The organism is Caballeronia jiangsuensis (genome assembly GCF_046030135.1).
Lineage (GTDB): Bacteria > Pseudomonadota > Gammaproteobacteria > Burkholderiales > Burkholderiaceae > Caballeronia > Caballeronia jiangsuensis.
Window position 1 is genome coordinate 109,080 of record NZ_JAQQDB010000003.1, and the last position, 19,416, is coordinate 128,495.

General features: G+C 64.1%; 14 protein-coding genes. 5 read left to right on the top strand and 9 right to left on the bottom strand.

Annotation, left to right across the window (positions count from 1 at the left end; all coding sequences use genetic code 11):
• Nucleotides 1–7: 7 nt before the first annotated feature.
• Nucleotides 8–514: a M48 metallopeptidase family protein gene (locus PQR08_RS04325; protein WP_187606504.1), complete on the bottom strand. Its 507-nt coding sequence runs from the start codon at nt 512–514 to the stop codon at nt 8–10.
• 258 nt (nt 515–772) lie between these two features.
• On the opposite strand from PQR08_RS04325, the gene PQR08_RS04330 reads away from it, so the two are divergent.
• Together PQR08_RS04330 and PQR08_RS04335 are read left to right on the top strand one after the other, a co-directional pair.
• The gene (locus PQR08_RS04330; RefSeq protein ID WP_238217110.1) at nt 773–1,288 is read left to right on the top strand and encodes a metal-dependent hydrolase; all 516 of its coding nucleotides are present in this window, start codon (nt 773–775) and stop codon (nt 1,286–1,288) included.
• A 27-nt stretch (nt 1,289–1,315) separates the two neighbouring features.
• The gene (locus PQR08_RS04335; protein WP_035501552.1) at nt 1,316–1,810 is read left to right on the top strand and encodes an LEA/WHy family protein; all 495 of its coding nucleotides are present in this window, start codon (nt 1,316–1,318) and stop codon (nt 1,808–1,810) included.
• On the opposite strand, the gene PQR08_RS04340 is transcribed toward PQR08_RS04335, so the two are convergent.
• On the bottom strand, nt 1,807–2,232 hold the full coding sequence (locus PQR08_RS04340) for a cupin domain-containing protein (protein ID WP_035501554.1): 426 nt from the start codon (nt 2,230–2,232) through the stop codon (nt 1,807–1,809). The genes PQR08_RS04335 and PQR08_RS04340 overlap by 4 nt on opposite strands.
• Nucleotides 2,233–2,457: 225 nt before the next feature.
• Between PQR08_RS04340 and PQR08_RS04345 the strand changes: the two genes are divergently transcribed.
• Nucleotides 2,458–7,323: an NAD-glutamate dehydrogenase gene (locus tag PQR08_RS04345; protein WP_250484504.1), complete on the top strand. Its 4,866-nt coding sequence runs from the start codon at nt 2,458–2,460 to the stop codon at nt 7,321–7,323.
• Nucleotides 7,324–7,419: 96 nt separating this feature from the next.
• On the opposite strand, the gene PQR08_RS04350 is transcribed toward PQR08_RS04345, so the two are convergent.
• Complete coding sequence (locus tag PQR08_RS04350) at nt 7,420–7,656, bottom strand: hypothetical protein (RefSeq protein ID WP_187606501.1); 237 nt, start codon at nt 7,654–7,656, stop codon at nt 7,420–7,422.
• A 469-nt stretch (nt 7,657–8,125) separates the two neighbouring features.
• Between PQR08_RS04350 and PQR08_RS04355 the strand changes: the two genes are divergently transcribed.
• Nucleotides 8,126–9,514 (top strand): FAD-binding oxidoreductase, encoded by a 1,389-nt coding sequence (locus PQR08_RS04355; RefSeq protein ID WP_250484505.1) that lies wholly within the window; start codon nt 8,126–8,128, stop codon nt 9,512–9,514.
• 51 nt (nt 9,515–9,565) lie between these two features.
• On the opposite strand, the gene PQR08_RS04360 is transcribed toward PQR08_RS04355, so the two are convergent.
• The 3 genes from PQR08_RS04360 to PQR08_RS04370 form a co-directional block, all read right to left on the bottom strand.
• Nucleotides 9,566–9,922 carry a host attachment protein gene (locus PQR08_RS04360; RefSeq protein ID WP_250484506.1) on the bottom strand — a complete coding sequence of 119 codons (357 nt, stop codon included), beginning with the start codon at nt 9,920–9,922 and terminating at the stop codon, nt 9,566–9,568.
• A 123-nt stretch (nt 9,923–10,045) separates the two neighbouring features.
• Complete coding sequence (scpC, locus tag PQR08_RS04365; RefSeq protein ID WP_408161063.1) at nt 10,046–11,542, bottom strand: succinyl-CoA:acetate CoA-transferase ScpC; 1,497 nt, start codon at nt 11,540–11,542, stop codon at nt 10,046–10,048.
• Nucleotides 11,543–11,762: 220 nt separating this feature from the next.
• Nucleotides 11,763–13,877 (bottom strand): FUSC family protein, encoded by a 2,115-nt coding sequence (locus PQR08_RS04370; protein ID WP_408161064.1) that lies wholly within the window; start codon nt 13,875–13,877, stop codon nt 11,763–11,765.
• Between the two features lie 160 nt (nt 13,878–14,037).
• Between PQR08_RS04370 and PQR08_RS04375 the strand changes: the two genes are divergently transcribed.
• Nucleotides 14,038–14,997 (top strand): LysR family transcriptional regulator, encoded by a 960-nt coding sequence (locus PQR08_RS04375; protein WP_187606496.1) that lies wholly within the window; start codon nt 14,038–14,040, stop codon nt 14,995–14,997.
• Nucleotide 14,998: 1 nt separating this feature from the next.
• On the opposite strand, the gene PQR08_RS04380 is transcribed toward PQR08_RS04375, so the two are convergent.
• The 3 genes from PQR08_RS04380 to PQR08_RS04390 all read right to left on the bottom strand — a co-directional run bounded on the left by PQR08_RS04380 (nt 14,999) and on the right by PQR08_RS04390 (nt 19,404).
• Nucleotides 14,999–15,682, bottom strand: coding sequence for a Fe2+-dependent dioxygenase (locus PQR08_RS04380; protein WP_187606495.1), 684 nt, complete (start codon nt 15,680–15,682; stop codon nt 14,999–15,001).
• A 55-nt stretch (nt 15,683–15,737) separates the two neighbouring features.
• On the bottom strand, nt 15,738–17,990 hold the full coding sequence (locus PQR08_RS04385; protein ID WP_250484637.1) for a TonB-dependent receptor: 2,253 nt from the start codon (nt 17,988–17,990) through the stop codon (nt 15,738–15,740).
• 457 nt (nt 17,991–18,447) lie between these two features.
• Entirely contained in the window at nt 18,448–19,404 is a 957-nt protein-coding gene (locus PQR08_RS04390) for a LysR family transcriptional regulator (RefSeq protein ID WP_250484509.1), read from the bottom strand.
• Nucleotides 19,405–19,416 lie beyond the last annotated feature (12 nt).

The window sequence follows — 19,416 nt, forward strand, 5'->3', positions numbered from 1 at the left end:
GCGACGCTCACGCCGCCTTGGTACGCGCGAGATCGCGCTGCGTGAGATAGAGCCGCAAGTCGAATTCGATCTGATGGTAGCCCGGCTGCATCAGCTCGCACAGCCGATAGAACGCCTTGTTGTGATCGCTTTCCTTCAGATGCGCGAGTTCATGCACGACGATCATCCGAAGAAACTCGGGCGCGGTGTCCCTGAACAGCGACGCGATGCGAATTTCCTTCTTCGCCTTGAGCTTCGCACCCTGGACGCGCGAGATCGCGGTGTGCAGGCCGAGCGCGTGACGCAGCACGTCGAGCTTGCTGTCGTAGAAGACCTTGTCGATTGCGGGCGCGACCCGCAGGAATTCCTGCTTCAGGTCCGAGCAATACTGATAGAGCGCGCGGTCGGACTGAACCGCATGCTTGCTCGGATAGCGCGCGTCGAGATAAGCGCCCAGCTGTTGCTGGGCGATCAGTCGGCGCACCTTGTCCTGTAGCGTGTTCGGGTAGGCGCTCAGGTATTTCAGCTGTTGCATGACGGCCGGATGGGTATGGATACGTTCAATGCCTGATGCGCAGGCGGGCGTGGGACGCATCGGCAGCGTCCGCAGCGTGAATTGCGCAGCAATCTAGCAACCATTTTAGACAACGCCGCGCCGCCTCGCCGCCGTCGTGATCACAAGCGTGTTTCGATGCGCGCAATTCCGTAAGTTTATGTTTCAGCCCGGCTCCGGATGGGCCCGCCGTGCGAACATGCGCGCTCTTCAGGTACGGGCGACAAAGGCAGGTTTTTCATGGCATCGAGCAAGGCGCATCATGCAACCGGATGGGCGGCGGGCATCATCGCGGCGGCGGTCGTGATGCATCCGGCGCGGTTCGCGGACGCGGACATGATGTCGGGCGTGCTGGCGCTGGTGGCGGGCATCGTCGGCGCCACCGCGCCCGACTGGCTCGAAGTCGCATGGTGGACGCGCGCGCGCAGACTCTGGATCACGCATCGCACGCTCACGCACTGGGGCATCGGCTGGGCTGCGCTCCTTGCGCTTTCCTATCACTTTCTCGGGCGGCATCCGGCGGCGCCGGTCGCGTTCGGCTTCGCGTGCGGCGGCCTCATGCATCTCTTCGCGGACTGGCCGAATCCGCTCGGCGTGCCGTGGATCGTCGGGCGTCATTCGCTCAGACTGTGGACGAGCGGGCATTGCGATCTGATCATCGTCGCCGCTTCGTGGGCCGCGGCGCTGTTCGTCGTCGACGATGTCTGGTTTCATCATGCCTATGGGCGCATGCTGCTCAATGCGCTGCATATCTAGCACGTCATCGCGAGGAGTCACGTTTCCATGCAACCGAACCCGATGCGCAATCGCTTCCTTCTCTTCTTCGCCGCGTTGCTCGCGATGCTCGCGCTCGACGGCTGCGCGGGCTTCTTCAACCGCGACGCGATGCGCGTGACGGTCGCGGGCATCGAGCCGCTCGAAGGCCAGGGGCTCGAAATGCGCTTCGCCGTGAAGCTGCGCGTGCAGAACCCGAACGATGCGCCGATCGACTTCGACGGCGTCGCGCTCGATCTCGACCTCAACGGCCGCGCATTCGCGAGCGGCGTGAGCGACCAGCGCGGGACAGTGCCGCGTTTCGGCGAGACGGTGGTGTCGGTGCCGGTGACCGTATCGGCATTCTCGGTCGCGCGCCAGGCGTTCGGCTTCGCGAACGGCGGTACGGTCAGCAAGGTTTCGTATGCGGTGCGCGGCAAGCTCGCGGGCGGCGCGTTCGGCGGCGCGCGCTTCGCCGACAGCGGCTACGTCGATCTTCCGGGCATGGGCGCGGCCGGCGACTAGGACGCCGACGCTTCCCGCGGATCGTACGGCACGACGCGATCCGCCTCGTTGGCATCGTTGCGCGCGATCACGGCGCGCGCAGGCTCGGTCGCGCTCAGATTGACCGGCTGATGCGGCACGCCGGGCGGAATGAACACGAAGTCGCCCGGCTCGTTGATGACGGATTCCGCTAGTCCCGGCCCATAGCGCGTCTCGATGCGTCCTTCCAGAATATAGATGCCCGTCTCGTAGCCCACGTGGACATGCGGTTCGCCACGCCCGCCCGGCGGCACGACGACCAGATGCATCGCGAGGCCGCGCGTGCCGGCCGTCGCCGCCGACAAGCCGATGAAATAGGGCAGATGCTGAACCGTGGCGAGTTTCTCCTGCGGCCGCACCGTGACGACCGTTTGCTGTGCTGTCTCTTGCGTGGTGACCTGCATGGGTACTCCTCCGTCGGTTCGATGCGCCGCTCTCGACGATAGCCGAAAGCCGATGTCGCGCAAAGGTCACGCGGTGAGACTAAGGTACCGGAAATGCGCGCACCGTGTTTGTGCAACCGCACATGCCCGACCCGGGGCCAAAGGCGCGGGCCGGCGCATAATCTCGTTGATTGACTGAAGAGTGTGCCGCAACCGCATCGCAACCGAAAGACTCGGGAGGACACCATGCTGGTCAAGAACGAAGCGCGGGTCGAACAACTCATCAACGATCTTCTGGACTTCGCGCGGGGACGATTGCCGGAACCGACCTTCAAGGTCATCGAACCGCTGCTTCGCTATTACTACGAGCAGGTCGATGTCGAGGATATCGCGAGCCGCGATGTCGCCGATCTCTACGGCGCCGCCATGGCGCACTGGCAGACGGCGCAGAAGTTCGTGCCGGGGCGCGAGGTGCTGCGGGTCTACAACCCGAATCTGGAGCAGCACGGCTGGCACTCGGATCACACGGTCGTCGAGATCGTCAACGACGACATGCCGTTTCTCGTCGATTCGGTGACGATGGAGCTCAACCGCCTCGGCCTCGCGCTGCATTCGGCGATTCATCCGGTGTTTCGCGTGTGGCGCGCCGGCAAGGGCGCGCATGCGGGCGAGATCGAGCGGATCGGTCAGGGGCACGCCGAAGCGGGCGACGGCAACTCCGAGCTCGAATCGTTCATTCATTTCGAAGTGGACCGCTGCGGCGACGGCGAGCGTCTCGAAGAAGTGCGCGACAACATCGCGCGCGTGCTGGGCGACGTGCGCGCGGCGGTGGAGGACTGGCCGAAGGTGGTCGAATCGGCGCGCGTCGCGATCGGCGAACTGAAGACGAGCGACACGACGCCCGACGGCATCGAGTCCCGCGCGTTCCTCGAATGGATGGTCGCGGATCATTTCACCTTCCTCGGCTGCCGCGATTACGAGCTCGTCGAGCACGAAGGCGGCCCCGCGCTGCGCGGCGTCGCGGGCTCGGGCCTCGGCATTCTGCGCGAGACCTTGCGCGCGCCCTCGGCGGGCGACGTGACGCCGCTGCCGCCGGGCGCGGCCGCGATCATCGAAGGCGCGGCGCCGATCTTTCTCACGAAGGCCAATTCGCGCGCGACGGTGCATCGGCCGGGCTATCTCGACTATGTCGGCGTGAAGCGCACGTCGCCCGATGGCAAGGTGACGGGCGAGCGGCGCTTCCTCGGCCTCTATACATCGACCGCGTATCTCGTGCCGACTTCCGAAATCCCGATCGTGCGCCGCAAATGCGCGAACATCGTGCGGCGCGCGGGCTTCCTCGAAAAAGGGCATCTGGCGAAGTCGCTCATCTCGGTGCTGGAGCAGTATCCGCGCGACGAGCTTTTTCAGGCCGATGAAGACGTGCTCTTCGATATCGCGATCGGCGTGCTGCGTTTGCAGGAACATCAGCGCACGCGCCTCTTCGTGCGGCGCGACCGCTTCGACCGTTTCGTGTCGTGCCTCGTCTTCGTGCCGCGCGACAAGTTCAACACCGACCTGCGCCGGCGCATCAGCAAGGTGCTGATGGAGGCGTTCAACGGCAAGAGCATCGAGTTCACGCCGCTTTTGTCCGAATCGCCGCTCGCGCGGATTCATATCGTCGTGCGTGCCGACCGGGGCGCGATGCCCGAAGTCGATACACGCGAACTCGAAGCGCGCATCGTGCAGGTGGCGCGCCGCTGGCAGGACGATCTCGCCGATGCGCTCATCGACAGTCACGGCGAGGAGGCGGGCAATCGTCTGCTACAGCGTTACGCCGATTCGTTCCCCGCCGGTTATCGCGAAGACTATCCGGCGCGCACGGCGGTGCGCGACATCGAACTGATCGAGGCGACGCACACGAGCCCCGGCGGATTGTCGATGAGCCTGTATCGTCCGATCGAAGCCGGGCGGCGCGCGTTCCGCTTCAAGGTTTATCGTGTAGGCGATCCGATCGCGCTGTCGCATAGCCTGCCGATGCTCGAACATCTCGGCGTGCGCGTCGATGAAGAGCGCCCGTATCTGATCGAGCCGACCGGCGCGCCCAACGCATGGGTCCACGATTTCGGCCTCGAATTGCAGGACGATGTCGAGTTCGATATCGATCGCGTGAAGCCGCTCTTCGAGAACGCGTTCGCGAGCGTGTGGTCGGGCGAAATCGAGAACGACGACTACAACCGCCTCGTGTTGCGCGCGCAGTTCGGCGCGCGCGACGTGACGCTCATGCGCGCGTATGCGAAGTATCTGCGGCAGGTCGGGTCCACGTTCAGCGATGCGTATATCGAGCGCGCGCTGATCGGCAATCCGCCGATCGCGAAGAAGCTGCTGCAACTCTTCATGGTGCGCTTCGATCCGGCGCGCGGCGGTTCGGCCGAGGATCGCGAGAAGGCCGCGGAACGCGTGCTCGCCGATATCGAGGCGGCGCTCGATCAGGTGCCGAACCTCGACGAAGACCGCATCCTGCGCCAGTTCCTCGGCGTCATCACGGCGACGGTGCGCACCAACCATTTCCATCGCGATGCGAATGGCCAGGCGCGTCCGTATGTGTCGTTCAAGCTCGATCCGTCGAAGGTGCCGGGCCTGCCCGAGCCCAAGCCGATGTTCGAGATCTGGGTCTATGCGCCGCGCGTGGAAGGCGTGCATTTGCGCGGCGGACGCGTCGCGCGTGGCGGGCTGCGCTGGTCGGACAGACGCGAGGATTTCCGCACCGAAGTGCTCGGCCTCATGAAGGCGCAGATGGTGAAGAACACGGTGATCGTGCCGGTGGGATCGAAAGGCGGCTTCGTCGTGAAGAATCCGCCGCCGGCGACGGACCGCGAAGCGTTTCTCAACGAGGGCGTCGCGTGCTATCAGATGTTCCTGCGCGGCCTGCTCGATGTGACCGACAACCGCACGCCCGACGGCATCGTGCCGCCGCCGGATGTGGTGCGTCACGATCCGGACGACCCGTATCTCGTCGTCGCGGCGGACAAGGGCACGGCGACGTTCTCCGACTACGCGAACGCGATCGCGCACGAATACGGCTTCTGGCTCGACGATGCATTCGCGTCCGGCGGCTCGGTCGGTTACGACCACAAGAAGATGGGTATCACCGCGCGCGGCGCATGGGAATCGGTGAAGCGCCATTTCCGCGAGATGAACTTCGACACGCAGACGACGGATTTCACCGTGGTCGGCGTCGGCGACATGTCCGGCGACGTGTTCGGCAACGGCATGCTGCTGTCGCGCCATATCAGGCTGATCGCGGCGTTCGATCATCGGCATGTGTTTCTCGATCCCGTGCCGGATGCGGCGACGAGCTTCGAGGAACGCGCGCGTCTTTTCGCGCTGCCGCGTTCCAGTTGGGCCGACTACGATGCTTCGCTGATCTCGACGGGCGGCGGCGTCTATCCGCGCACGGCGAAGTCGATTCCGATCTCGCCGCAAGTGCAGGCGGCGCTCGGCATCACCGCATCGGTGCTCGCGCCGAACGAACTCATTCGCGCGATCCTGCTTGCCGAAGCCGATCTGCTCTACAACGGCGGCGTGGGCACGTATGTGAAGTCGAGCGCGGAGACGCATCTGCAAGTCGGCGATCGCACCAATGACGCCGTGCGCGTGAACGGCGCGGAACTGCGTGTGAAGGTCGTCGCGGAAGGCGGCAATCTCGGCTTCACGCAACTGGGGCGCATCGAGTTCGCGCAGCATGGCGGGCGCATGAACACGGATGCGATCGACAATTCCGCTGGCGTCGATTGCTCGGATCACGAGGTCAACATCAAGATTCTGCTCGGGCTCGTCGTCGCGGATGGCGAGATGACCGAGAAGCAACGCAACGCGCTGCTCGCCGAGATGACCGACGAAGTCGGCCTGCTCGTGCTGAAGGACAACTACGCGCAGACGCAGGCGCTGTCGATCGCGAAGCGTCACGAAGCCGAGACGCTCGACGCCGAGGCGCGCATGATGCGCTTTCTCGAACGCGCGGGGCGCTTAAAGCGCAGGATCGAGTTCCTGCCTTCGGACGACGAGATCGCCGAGCGCGCGGCCGCGAAGTCGGGACTGACGTCGCCCGAGCGCGCGGTGCTGCTCGCGTACGGCAAGATGTGGCTCTACGACGAACTGCTCGATTCGGACGTGCCCGAAGATGCGCTCGTCGCGGACATGCTGCCCGACTATTTCCCGAAGCCCTTGCAGCAGCGCTATAGCGAGACGATGCAGCGCCATCCGCTGAAGCGCGAAATCCTCGCGACGCATCTGACCAATGCGCTCGTCAATCGTGTGGGCTGCACGTTCGTGCATCGGCTGATGGAAGAGACCGATGCATGCCCGAGCGATATCGTGCGCGCGGTGCTGATGGTGCGCGACGTCTTCGATCTCGACGATCTGTGGGGCAGCATCGACCGGCTCGACAATATTGTCGCGGATGAAGTGCAGGCGCGCATGTTCGTCGATGTCGTGCGTCTGCTCGACGATACTTCGCTCTGGTTCCTGCGCCATTTGAAGCACAACGGGTTTGCCGCACACGAAGCGCGCGGCGTGCTTGCGCGCTGCCGCGAGGCGGCGCACCGGCTCGCGCCGCAACTGCCCGCGCTGCTGCCCGCGCCGCAGCTCGACGCATGGTATGCGCGCCGGCGCGAACTGGAGGATGCGGGCGTCGAGAGCAGTCTTGCGGCGCGCGTCGCGAGCGGCGAAATCGCGACGGCCGTGCTCGACAGCGCGGAGGTGGCGGCGTGCTCGGAGCGCAGTCTCGAACTCGTCGCGAGCGTGTACTTCGGCATCGGCACGCTGCTCGATTATCGCGGTATCGCCGAACGGGCGATGGCGCTGCCGATCGTCACGCACTGGGATCTGCTCGCGCGCGCGGCGGCGCTGGAAGAGCTTGCGCGTTTGAAGCGCGCGCTGACCGTGAGCGCGCTGGAACAATCGCGCGGCATCGATGCGCCCGATGTGATCGTCGAAAGCTGGCGCGCGAAGCGGCAGGACGCGCTGGATCGTTATACGCGGCTCTTGGCGGAACTGCGGGCGAGCGGCGGGGCGAGTCTGTCGATGTTGCTGGTGGTGGTGCGGGAGATGGCGGTGCTGGAAAGGGCGTAGGCGGGCGCATTGCACGCCTGTCGGTCGCTGTCTCTACGCTGATCCCGCGTGCCGTACGCGACGGCATGCGGGATCATGCGGCATGCCGGATCAGATTCAGTACGGCCGGTTCTTGTCGATATCGCTGTGATACTGGTTGTACGCGTCGCGGCCGTTATCGCGCGCATGCTGGTCGGGACGATTGCGCTCGTCCCGGCGCTCGTCGCGGTCCACGTGCCGCTGCTGTTGCTCGTGATTCCAATGACGCTCGTGATGCTCGTGATGATGGGACTTGGCGAAAGCGCCGGTCGACAGGCATGCGATGACTGCAGCGGCGAGAATTTTCTTGTTCATGTGGCCGTTTCCATGGATGAATGAACGGACGAATGTTCCGTTCAGCCGATACAACGTCGGCGTGTCAGCGGCGTTGACCATTGAAGCTTCGTTGTAAGGACATTCAACATTTCTTCGCAAATCGCATCGGAGTACTTTTCGTCGATAAGGAGTACGTGTTTAATGACGCCCGCGCAAAGTAAGCGCTGAATTCGAAGAGACGTCTGCGCATCCAGATTGTCCGATTCATGCTAGATGGCGTGCGCGAAATCACTGGCGCAGGCCTTTACATCCCGAAAGACAAGGCATTAAATCTACGAGCGGACCCAAGCGTCCGCTTTTCGCAATTCATCCCCGTTCTCGTGGTCTCTCAGGTGTGCATCCGATCGACACGCCACGCACGATCCGATGGCGGGTTCCTTGCGCTTTCGCGTACCAACTGGCAGGGTCGGAAACGTCGCAGCGCTTCATTCAGCAGCGAGGTCTCACAATGGTCAATATCTCAGGCGAAGCGATCGACACCCTCAAGGCGTCGGTGAGAGGCAGGATCATCTCACCGGCAGAAACCGACTACGACGAAGCACGCAAGGTCTGGAACGCGACGATCGACAGGCGCCCCGCGCTCATCGTGCGTTGCGCGGGCACCGCCGACGTGATCGCCGCACTCGCGTTCGCGCGCGACAACGGACTTCTGGTTTCGATTCGCGGCGGATCGCACAACATCGCGGGCAGCGCAGTCAGCGACGACGCCTTGATGATCGATCTCTCCGCGCTGAAATCCGTGCGCATCGATCCGCAAGCGAAACGCGCGTATGTCGAACCCGGCGCGCTGCTCTCCGACTTCGACCACGAAGCACAGGCATTCGGTCTCGCGACGCCGCTCGGCATCAACTCGACGACGGGCGTTGCGGGTCTCACGCTCGGCGGCGGCTTCGGCTGGATCAGCCGCAAGTTCGGCGTGACGGTCGACAATCTCGTCGCGGCGGAGATCGTCACGGCGGACGGCACATGGCGGCGCGTGAGCGCGGACAGCGATCCCGATCTCTTCTGGGCGGTGCGCGGCGGCGGCGGCAACTTCGGCGTCGTGACGCTGTTCGAATACCGGTTGCATGAAGTGGGTCCGCAGATTTATGGCGGCCTCGTCGTGTATCCGCTCGAACAGGCGGACCAAGTGCTGCCGAAGTATCGCGAGTTCGTCGCACAAAGCCCCGACGATTTGACCGTATGGGCCGTGCTGCGTCTTGCGCCGCCGTTGCCGTTCCTGCCCGAAAGCGTTCACGGCAAGCCGGTCGTCGTGATGGCGAGCTGCTATGTCGGGCCGGTCGAAAACGGCGAAAGGGCGCTCGCGCCCGTGCGCAGCTTCGGCACGCCCTACGGCGAGCATCTCGGGGCAATGCCTTTCGCCGCATGGCAGAAGGCGTTCGATCCGCTGCTGACACCCGGCGAACGCAATTACTGGAAGTCGCACAACTTCGCGAGTCTGAACGACGAAACGTTCGACATCCTGACGAATGCGGTGAAATCGCTACCGTCGACGCAATGCGAGGTGTTCATAGGCGCGATGGGTGGACAGACGAACCGCGTTCCCGTCGATGCGACGGCTTACGCGAATCGCGATTCGATCTATACCATCAACATTCACGGCCGCTGGAGCGATGCCGCCGACGACGAGAAGTGCACGAAGTGGGCGCGCGACATGTTCGCCGCGATGACGCCGCACGCAATCGGCAGCGTGTACGTGAATTTCATGACCGGTGAAGAAGGCGAGCGCGTGAAGGCGGCGTATGGTCCGAACTACGAGCGGCTCGCCGAAGTGAAGCGGCGCTACGATCCGGACAACGTGTTCCGCAGCAATCAGAACATCACGCCCGCGGCGTGATGTGTGGCGCGCCGTTTCTCGTCGCGGGAAACGGCGCGCTATAAGCGATGTTCAGGGCCGGTCGAGATGACGGCGCATATCGCGCGTGTCCGTGTTCGACACGTCGCCGTTGGCTTCCTCGTAGACGAGCTTGAGCGTTTCGCCGCTCAGATGATTTCGTAACAGGCCGAGAAACCGAGGTTCGACTGCGAGGCGCAAGCGATCGAATCGTTGATGCATGCGGCTTTGTTCGAGATATTCGCCGACGGTCTTGGCGAATGTTTCCCGGTCTCTTTCCGCCGTTTCCGTCGCGCGCGTAGCCGGGTTCCTGATGTCCTCGACTTGCCGCAGGTCCAGCTTCAGTCCTTGCGTCTCGAAGATCCGGGCGCGGCTGGCATCGGCGGCAAGCACCCAGGTGATGGCGGTCATGATGCTCCTCCTGTTCGCCAGCCCAAGCAGGCTCCCGCCATTGTGCGCCTAATCTTCGTGCAACGGCTTCGTTCTCGCGCGGCATTCGCTTTCGCGGCGCAGCATAACGCGCGCGATTTCGCTTCAAGGCTGCATCGAACCGCTCGCCGCGAAGCGCGTGTGAAACGAAAATGCCTGATCGAGACGATGAGGCGTGTGGCCGCCAAGCGCTGCTGCATCGCGGTAATAGTCGCGCAACAGATCGCGGTAAAGCGGATGCGCGCAGTTCTGAATCACGCTCATCGCGCGCTCGCGCGGCGCGAGGCCGGTGAGATTGGCAAGCCCGCGTTCGGTCACGACGATATCGACATCGTGCTCGTTGTGATCGCAATGGGGCACCATCGGCACGATGCTCGAAATGCGTCCGTCCTTCGCGACGGATTTCGTCGCGAAGACCGCGTAGGCCGCATTGCGCGCGAAATCGCCCGAGCCGCCGATGCCGTTCATCATGTGCGTGCCGCCGACGTGCGTCGAGTTCACGTTGCCGTAGATGTCGGCTTCGAGCGCCGTGTTGATCGCGATGAGGCCGAGACGCCGGATGACTTCGGGATGGTTGCTCACTTCCTGCGGCCGCAGCACGAGCCGGTCGCGATAGCGTTCGATATCGCGGAACACTTGCTCCTGCCGCTCTGCCGACAGCGTGATCGACGCGCCCGATGCGAACGTCGCCTTGCCGGAATCGAGCAGATCGAAGGTCGAATCCTGCAGCACTTCGGAATAGATCGTCAGCGCTTCGAACGGCGACGCGGCGAATCCCGACAGCACCGCGTTCGCAATCGTGCCGATGCCGGCCTGCAGCGGCGGCAATCGTTTCGGCAGACGGCCGCGCGAGACTTCATGCTGAAAGAACTCGATCAGATGGCCGGCGATCAGCGCGGTGTCTTCATCGGCGGGCAAGACGGTGGACGCGCTGTCCGGCGTGTTTGTGATGACGATGGCGGCGATCTTGTCGAGAGGAATCTCGATGGCCGCCACGCCGATCCTGTCATCCGTGCGCACGATCGGAAGCGGCTCGCGTTGCGGGCGGCGCTCGGGAATCCAGATGTCGTGCAGGCCTTCGAGCGCGACCGGCTGCGCCAGATTGATCTCGACGATCACGCGTTCGGCCAGTATCGCGAAGCTCGCGGAATTGCCGACCGAAGTCGTCGGCACGATGCCGCCCGTCTCCGTGATCGCGGCGGCTTCGATGATCGCGAGGTCGAGCTTGCCGAGACGATTCGCGCGCAGCAACTCGACGGTTTCGGACAGGTGCTGGTCGACGAACATCACGTCGCCACGATTGATCGCGTGGCGCAAGGTCGTATCGACCTGAAACGGCAGGCGGCGCGCGAGCACGCCGGCTTCGGTGAGGATGCGGTCCGTGTCATGGCCGAGCGACGCGCCCGTCATGAGCGTGATGCGCAACGGTTCGTGTTCCTCACGGGCGCGGCGCGCTATTTCGAGTGGCACGGCCTTCGCGTCGCCCGCGCGCGTAAAGCCGCTTGCGCCGACGATCATGCCGTCGCGCACGAGTCGGGCCGCTTCGGCGGCCGAGGTGATCTTCCCGCGCAAGGCGGCACAGCGAATGCGGTCTTCGTACATCGACGTCTATCTTCCAGAGCTTCGTTTAACCGAAGGCGATTATAGGGAGCGCGCTTTGTCATCGAAATCGCAAGGTTGAAAGACATTGTTCCAATGCCGTACCACTTTGCGCTCGATCCAATCGGATGCACATACGAGCGTCCGAAACCGTCGTGGAAGTGCGGCAAATAAGCGCGCCGACGATGAATCGACTCCACTATAGGACGCACGGCGCCGTGAATTAATCGCTACGCCAGGAAGGCACCTTTTCATGCGCAGGAACGAAAGGCGCATCGGGATCGACGAGCGCGGTGCGAATGAAGTGCAGGCACGCGAGCACGCGTTGCATGTCGTGACGCGCATTGCGATCGGCGCGCGCGAGTTCGAGCATGCTCTGCGCGATCAGGATCGACGCGACGACCGAACCGATCGCACGACGCAGCGTCGCGCTGTCGGGCGTGCGAAACAGCAGCGCGATATCGCGCAACACGAGCGCGAGCGACGTGCTCCACGCGATGCGCAGCGCATCGGGAAAGCGCTGTGCATGGAGCGCGCGTGATTCGTTTCGCAGATCGATCATCGCCTGTCCGACTTCGAGCGTGACGAGCATCCACGACAGCGCATGACGATGTTCGCGCGAGCGCCGCGTGAGCAGGCCGCGCAACTGCGACATCAGATCGTGCGTGCCCGAGTGAAAGCGCTCGCCGAGTCCCGCGAGTTTGCCTTCACACGCGAGCGCGGCCTGAGCACGCAGTTCGGAGAGCGTCTTGCCCACCAGCCACGGCGTGCGCGGCGGCACGATGACCGCGCATGCGATGGCCGCGCCGAGCATCGCGACGAGCACCGCGAGGCCGTTGTTCAGCAGCAGCGCCGGATCGTAGACGATGCGGTTGTCGGGCGCGGCGAGCAGGCAGAAGAACACGCAAAAGCCGATGCCGTATCCGGCGGTGTCGGCGCGCATCGCGAGGAATGCGCCGGCCGCGAGCGGCGGCGCGAGCATCGCGCACAGGAGCGCGATGCCATCGATCGCGGGGTACACGTGACACAGGTACGTGTATCCCATGAAGAGCGCGAGCGCCGCGCCGGCGGCCATCTGCGCGATGAACTTCGACGGCCGCGCCGATGCCGACGACAACGCGCAGGCCAGCGTCGCGCCGATCACCGCGTAACCGCCGCTCGGCCACGCCGTGACGATCCAGAACCACGCGGTCGCGGCGATCACGATGCCGGTGCGCATGAACGTCGCGGCAAGCACGAAGCGGTTGGTCTTCGCTTCGTATCGCGAGGACGCGCGATCTTTCAGACGCTCGCCGTTTGCGATCGATGCATAGCGAATCGTATCGTCGATGAAGCGATACAGAAGCTCCGCCGATGTCGTGAAGTCGAGTTGCGTCGTTTCGTCGGTGTTGGCGAGCTTGCGTTGCGCATCGCGCAGCCGCTTCGGAAGCATCGCCTTGTAGCGTTCCAGATGCACGTTCAGCGACGCGTGTTCGAAGATGCGCGCGAGTTCTTCGAGGAAAGGCACGAGGGCATCGTGTGCGCATTGCGTGTAGTCGTTGGCGCGCAGACGCTTCATCGACTGATCGAGTGCATGCAGGCGCGAGCACGCGTCCATGAACGCGCTGTTCAGTTGCGCGAGCTTGCCGTTGTGCTGGCGCATCGTCGGCGACTCGTAGGCGGCGAAGCCACGCGTCGCTTCGAAGTCGACGATCTCATCGACGAAATCGGCGAAACGGCGCTCGCGAGCGAGGCGCGAGAGACGGCCGCGCAGCACGTCGGCGGCGAATGCGGCGAATTGCGCCCGACGCGTATCGAGCGAGTGCATGAGCGTCGCGCTGGCATGGCGCGGAAAAACGAGCGCGCTCACCACGCTCGAACACACGATGCCGAGCATCACTTCCGCGCCGCGCGTGAGCGTCGCGATCAGGAGGCCGTTCGGATCGGTGACGGCGGGAATGCCGATCAGCGCGGCCGTATAGCCCGCGAGCACGAAGCCATACCAGCGGAACTGGCGATAACGTACCGCGAGCGCGGTGCAGGCCGCGACGCATAGCGTCAGCGCGAGCGCGTAGAGTTCGGCCTGCTGCACGAACACGGCGCCCAGCACGAGCGCGGCGAGCATGCCGAGCGCCGTGCCCGCGAAACGATAGACGCTCTTCGCGAGCACCATGCCGGCGAAGGGCTGCATCAGCACGAACGTGGTCGTCATCGCGACGCGCGGCTGCGGCAATTCCAGGCGCATCGCGATGCCCATCGCGATGAACGCGGCAAGCAGCGTCTTCGCGAGATGCAGCCACACGTGACCGTCGGTGGCGAACCAGTCGCGTGTCGACAAGCGTGCTTCCAGGAACGACATGCGATCCGCCGATATGCCTCTGCTCAAGAAGGCGCCGATTGTAGGCAAGTCGTCTTGCCGGATTAATGCGGGAATCCGGGAACATTCTTTCTTGATTCAACAACAATCGATCGCACGGAAAGGCGGACAATACCGTCTCCGATGTCATTGCTACGGTTTGATGGATACCCTACAGAACATGCGGGTCTTCGCCCGCGTGATCGAAGCCGGCACCTTCACGGCTGCCGCACAGTCGATGAACTCGACCACAGGCGCGATGTCGCGCGCCGTCTCCGAACTCGAAGCCCATTTGCGCACGCGCCTGATGAACCGCTCGACGCGGCGTCTCGCGCTCACGTCGGCGGGCGAGCGCTATCTGAAGCGCGTGCGGCAGATTCTCGCCGACATCGACGGCGCCGAAGAAGAAGCGAGCTGCGCGCATGAACATCCGTCGGGCACGCTGCGCATGTTCAGCTTCGCGAGCGTCGGGCAGCATTACATCCTGCCCGCCATCGCCCGGTATCGCGCGCTCTATCCCGATGTGAAAGTCGAGCTCACGCTGTCGCAACGCATGCCCGATCTATTCGAGGGCAGCAGTGATGTGGCTGTCGTGTCGGCGAGCGCGTTGTCGGATTCGGAAGTGATCTCGCACAAGCTGGGCGCGACCTTCAGCATTCTGTGCGCATCGCCGGAATATATCCGCGCGCGTGGCGCGCCCGAGGAACCGGCCGATCTCGCGCAGCACGATTGCCTCACCTTGCAGACGCCCGCGTTTCCCGCGCGCGAATGGACGCTCGAAGGGCCCGAGGGCCGCGAGACCTTGCAGATCAGCGGAACGGTGCAGGTGAACATCGCGGAATCGCTCGTGGTCGCGATCCGCGAAGGCATGGGCATCGGCATGTTGCCGCTCTATGCGGCGATCGAGGGCTTGCGCAATGGCTCGCTCGTGCGCGTGTTGCCGCGTCATACGTTGCAGCGCACGAATCTCTTTGCGCTCTATGCTTCGCGCAAGTTCGTCGATGCGAAGACGCGCACGTGGGTGGAGTTTCTGCGCGCGCATCTGCCCGACGTGATCGCGCGCGATGAAGCCTTGCTCGCGGAAGTCGGGCAGACGGCTTCGAACGTTTTGCGCGTCGCGTGACTCACGTCTCGCTCCACATGCGCAGCAGGTTGTGATAGCAGCCGACGAGCGAACGCTTCGCGGCTTCGTCGCCGTTGGTCGCGTTCAGGCGCTGGATGGAGTTGTCGAGATCGAAGAGCAGCGCGCGCTGGCCGTCGTCGCGCACGAGGCTTTGCGCCCAGAAGAAGCTCGATACGCGCGCGCCGCGCGTGACGGGCCGCACCTGATGAAGACTCGTCGCGGGGTAGACGATCGCATGACCCGCGGGCAGCTTCACTTCCTGCACACCGTACGTGTCTTCGATGATGAGCTCGCCGCCGTCGTACTCCTCGGGCGGCGTGAGAAACAGCGTGACGGATACATCGGTGCGCACGCGTGCGCCATGACCGGGCACGATGCGGATCGCGCCATCGACATGACTGCCGAAATGCATGCCGCCTTCATAGCGATTGAAGAGCGGCGGATACACGCGATTGGGCAGCACCGCGCTGATGAAAAGCGGATGACGTTCGAGCAGGCCGACGATCGCATCGCCCATTTCGAGCGCGATTGGCGAGCCTTCCGCGATCTGCATGTTGCGCTTGACCGGCGCGCCCTGATAGCCCGCGGTCGCGCGGCCATCGACCCACGAGTCGCTGGCTTCGAGTCGCGCGCGCATCGCGGCGGCGTCTTCGGGGCTCAGCACGTTCGGTATCGAGAGGATCATTTTTCTTGCCTTCGCGAACGCGCGCCGCGTAGCACACGGCGCGCTCGCATTTACATCAACGGAAGCGGTAATTCAACGTCGCGATGAACGTGCGGCCAAGACCCGGCACCGCGCGTCCGCCGTCGGACGGAATCAGCGCGTCGTAGTACTTCTTGTCGAACATGTTCTGCACGTTGAACTGGATATCGTAGCTCTTCTGATGATACGCGGCCATCACGTCCCAGCGCACGTAGCCGCCCACCTGGACCAGATTGTTGTTCGCCGCATAGCGCGACGACACATACGACGGCCCGCCGCCGACCTGCCATACCGGCGTGAAGTCATACGTGGTCCACAGCGTGAGCATGTGATGCGGCGTGTTGGCGAGCTGGTTGCCCTGCGTGCCGTCGAAGGCCTGCAGGATCGTGCCGTCCATGTAGGTGTAGCCGCCGAACATCTGCAACTGCTTCGTGATGTGACCCGCCACGCCGAGCTGATAGCCGCGCACGCGGACGTTGCCGTCGAGCGAGTAGCTGCCGTCCGAGGCGAGCGTTCGCGCGTTGGTCTTCTCGATGTTGAAGAGCGATTGCGTGATCGACAGGCCGCCGTTCAGCAGATCCCACTTCGAGCCGACTTCATAGGACTTGTTGTGCTCGGGCGGCAGGTTCTGCTGGCCGCTCGTGAGCGTGAGCGCTTCCAGCGACGGATCGAACGACGTGCCGTACGACACGTAGTACGACTGCCAGTCCGTCGGCTGCCACACGACGCCGGTGCGCACGCTCGTGAAGTAGTTCGTCTGCGTCGCGTAACCCGGCGCGTTGATCGAGTTGTTGATGGCCGCCTCGTAGCGGTCCCAGCGCACGCCGCCGATCCACTTCCAGTGCTCGCCGATCGAGATCGTGTCGTTCAAATAGAGGCCGATGCCGTTCGCGCTCGATTCCGCGAGATTGGTCGCCACCTCGCGATAGTTCGCGGGACGCGGCACGTAGGGCGGATTGACGAGCGGCACGATCGCGAGCGTGTTCGACGGCAGGCCCGGCGTGGTCGCGGTGAAGCTCTGGTTGCTGTACGTTTCGTGGCTCAGATCGACGCCGGCGAGCATGTCGTGCTTCAGGAAGCCCGTCGCGAACTTGCCCTGCACGTCGGTCGAGTTGTAGACCGAGTGATCGTTGATGTTCCGGTCCTTGCCCTGCAGACGCACGAACAGCGACGACAGCGGCAGCGTCGTGTAGTTGCCGTTCGAGAGCGCAGGCGAAGTGCCGAGCGGTCCCGTCAGCACGGCCGCGGCGTTGGTCGCGCGCGCCTCGGTGCTGTAGTGGCTGAACTGCGTCTGGTTGCGCAGCGTGAACATGTCGTCGAAACGATGCTCCACGCGCGCGTTCACCGTCTGCACGTCCTGGATCGTGCGGTCGTCGGTGAAGCCGTAGAACGTCTTCGTGTCGACGGGCGCGGGGTGGCCGTTCAGCGGCGGAATGCCGTAGTCGGGCTGATCGCGGTTGTGCTGGATCAGCGCGGACAGCGTCACCTGCGTCGGCGTGCCGATACCGAACTTCACTTCGGGCGCGATGCCGAAGTCCTTGTTGATCATCTCGTCGCGCGTCGAGCCGAGCGACTGGCCGAACGCGTTGACGCGGAACGCCGAGGTGTCCGTCATCGGCTGGTTGATGTCGACCGTCGTGCGATAACGGTCATGCGTGCCCGCTTGCAGCGAGACATCGGCGCGCGGCTTCATGTTCGGCTGCTTGCTGACCTGGTTGATCACGCCGCCCGTCGAGCCGCGCCCGAAGTACAGCGACGACGGCCCGTACAGCACGTCGATCGATTCGAGATTGAAGGTGTCGCGATAGTACTGGCCGCGATCGCGGAAACCGTCGAGATAGATGTCCGTACGCGCCGAGAAGCCGCGCAGGTTGATGTTGTTGCCGATCTGGCCGCCTTCGGCCGCGCCGAGCGTGACGCCCGGCACGTTGCGCAGCGCGTCCGAGAACGAGCTCACCGCCTGCGAATTCAGCACCGCCTTCGGCACCACGACCACAGCCTGCGGAATGTCGCGCAGCGCGGTCGGCACCTTCGCCCCGACGCTCGACGTGTCCGGCTGGAAATCGGGCGCGTCGGCTTGGCCCGTTACCTTGACGGCGGGCAGGGCGGCTGTTTCGGGTGCGGTGGTGTCGTTTTGGGCGGGAGCCGCCTGCTGCGCGATTTGCGATGAAGGCGCGTTCTGCGATGCGGCCTGAGCGGACTGCGGTGCGGTCTGGGCGTAAAGCGGCGCTGCCATGGGCGCCACGGCAATAGTAACCAATGCCGCAGCGAGCGGCGTCTTTCTCAACATGTCGTTTCCCCGATGCTTGTTAGTGAAATCCCAATCGGCAGCGAAGCGGGTTTTCGCGTGCCGATGTTTGATCGAACCGAGATCAAAGCGGAGCGGGCGACGTCGTCGAGAAGAACCGGCGGCGGCGCCCTGTAAGCGCCCGTGGATCGCGACGGGCCTCATTGTTTCGGCCTGGCGTTGCGATTCGGTTAAATGCGAATCAGTATCATTACATTTCAAGAAACATTTGGAAAGAAAGACCTGTCGCGAGCAGGCTTTTTTTCCGATTACCGTGACGTCGGCGCAACGGAAAAAAGCGTGAAGATGCGGGGTCTGGGCTTCGCGCAATGGACCGTCGAGGCCCGTGGGACGGGTATGGAGCGAAGATGCGCGCCGGCGGACGCCGCGGCGGACTCAATCCGCAAAGATTGCGGACAAAAAGTGGCGGATTACTTTTTTACCGCGCGCGGACGCAGCGTCAGAACCCGGCGACGCCGGATGTCACGAGCGCGTAAGGCCCGCTCGTCAACTGCTGCCTGAGGAAGTCGATGCACACGCGGATCTTCGCGGAATGCGACGAGCGCGCCGACGTGACCGCCCACACGTCCGCGCGCTGCCGGTACGCGGGCAAGACGGGCACGAGCCTGCCGTCCTGCAGGCTGGCGGCGACATCCCAGATCGAGCCCATCACGATGCCGAAGCCTTCCTCGGCCCATTGCCGCACGATGTCGCTGTGGTTCGATGCGATCGGCCCCGTCACCTTCACGCTTTCTTCTTCGCCGTTCGGGCCCGAGAGCCGCCAGACGCCGAAGCGCTGATCGCGTCCGCGAAAAAGCAGGCAGTCGTGGTGCGCGAGTTCGGCGAGCGTCTTCGGCGCGCCGCGCCGTTCGAGATACGCGGGCGCGGCGGCCAGCACGCGAAAGCTTTCGACGATCTTGTGCGCGATCAGATGCGGCTCCAGCACCTCGCCGACGCGAATGTCGATATCGAAGTTGTCGCCGAGGAGATCGACGCGCCGGTCGAGCAGTTCGAGCCAGATTTCGAGGCCCGGATGACGCCGCCTGAGCAAGGTGAGGGCGGGCGATACATGTTCGCGCCCGAGCCGCAGACTCGTGCCGATGCGCAAGAGCCCACGCGGATCGTCGAGTCCGGCGAAGGCATCGGCCATGCCTTGCACGTCGTCGAGAATCTTTTGCGCCCATTGAAAAGCCGCTTCGCCGTCGCTCGTGATCGACACGCGGCGCGTCGTGCGCATGAATAGCTTGACGCCGAGGCTCGTCTCCAGCATCGCGATGCGCTTGCTCACGTGCGCCGGCGAGATGCCGGTCTCGGTGGCCGCGGCGATGAAGCTGGAGCGCCGCGCGACGATGCAGAACAACTGCAGGTCGCGCAGGAACTGGTCGTTGTTCGCGACGAGCGCGCTTTGGGTTTTCATTCGGCTGATCTT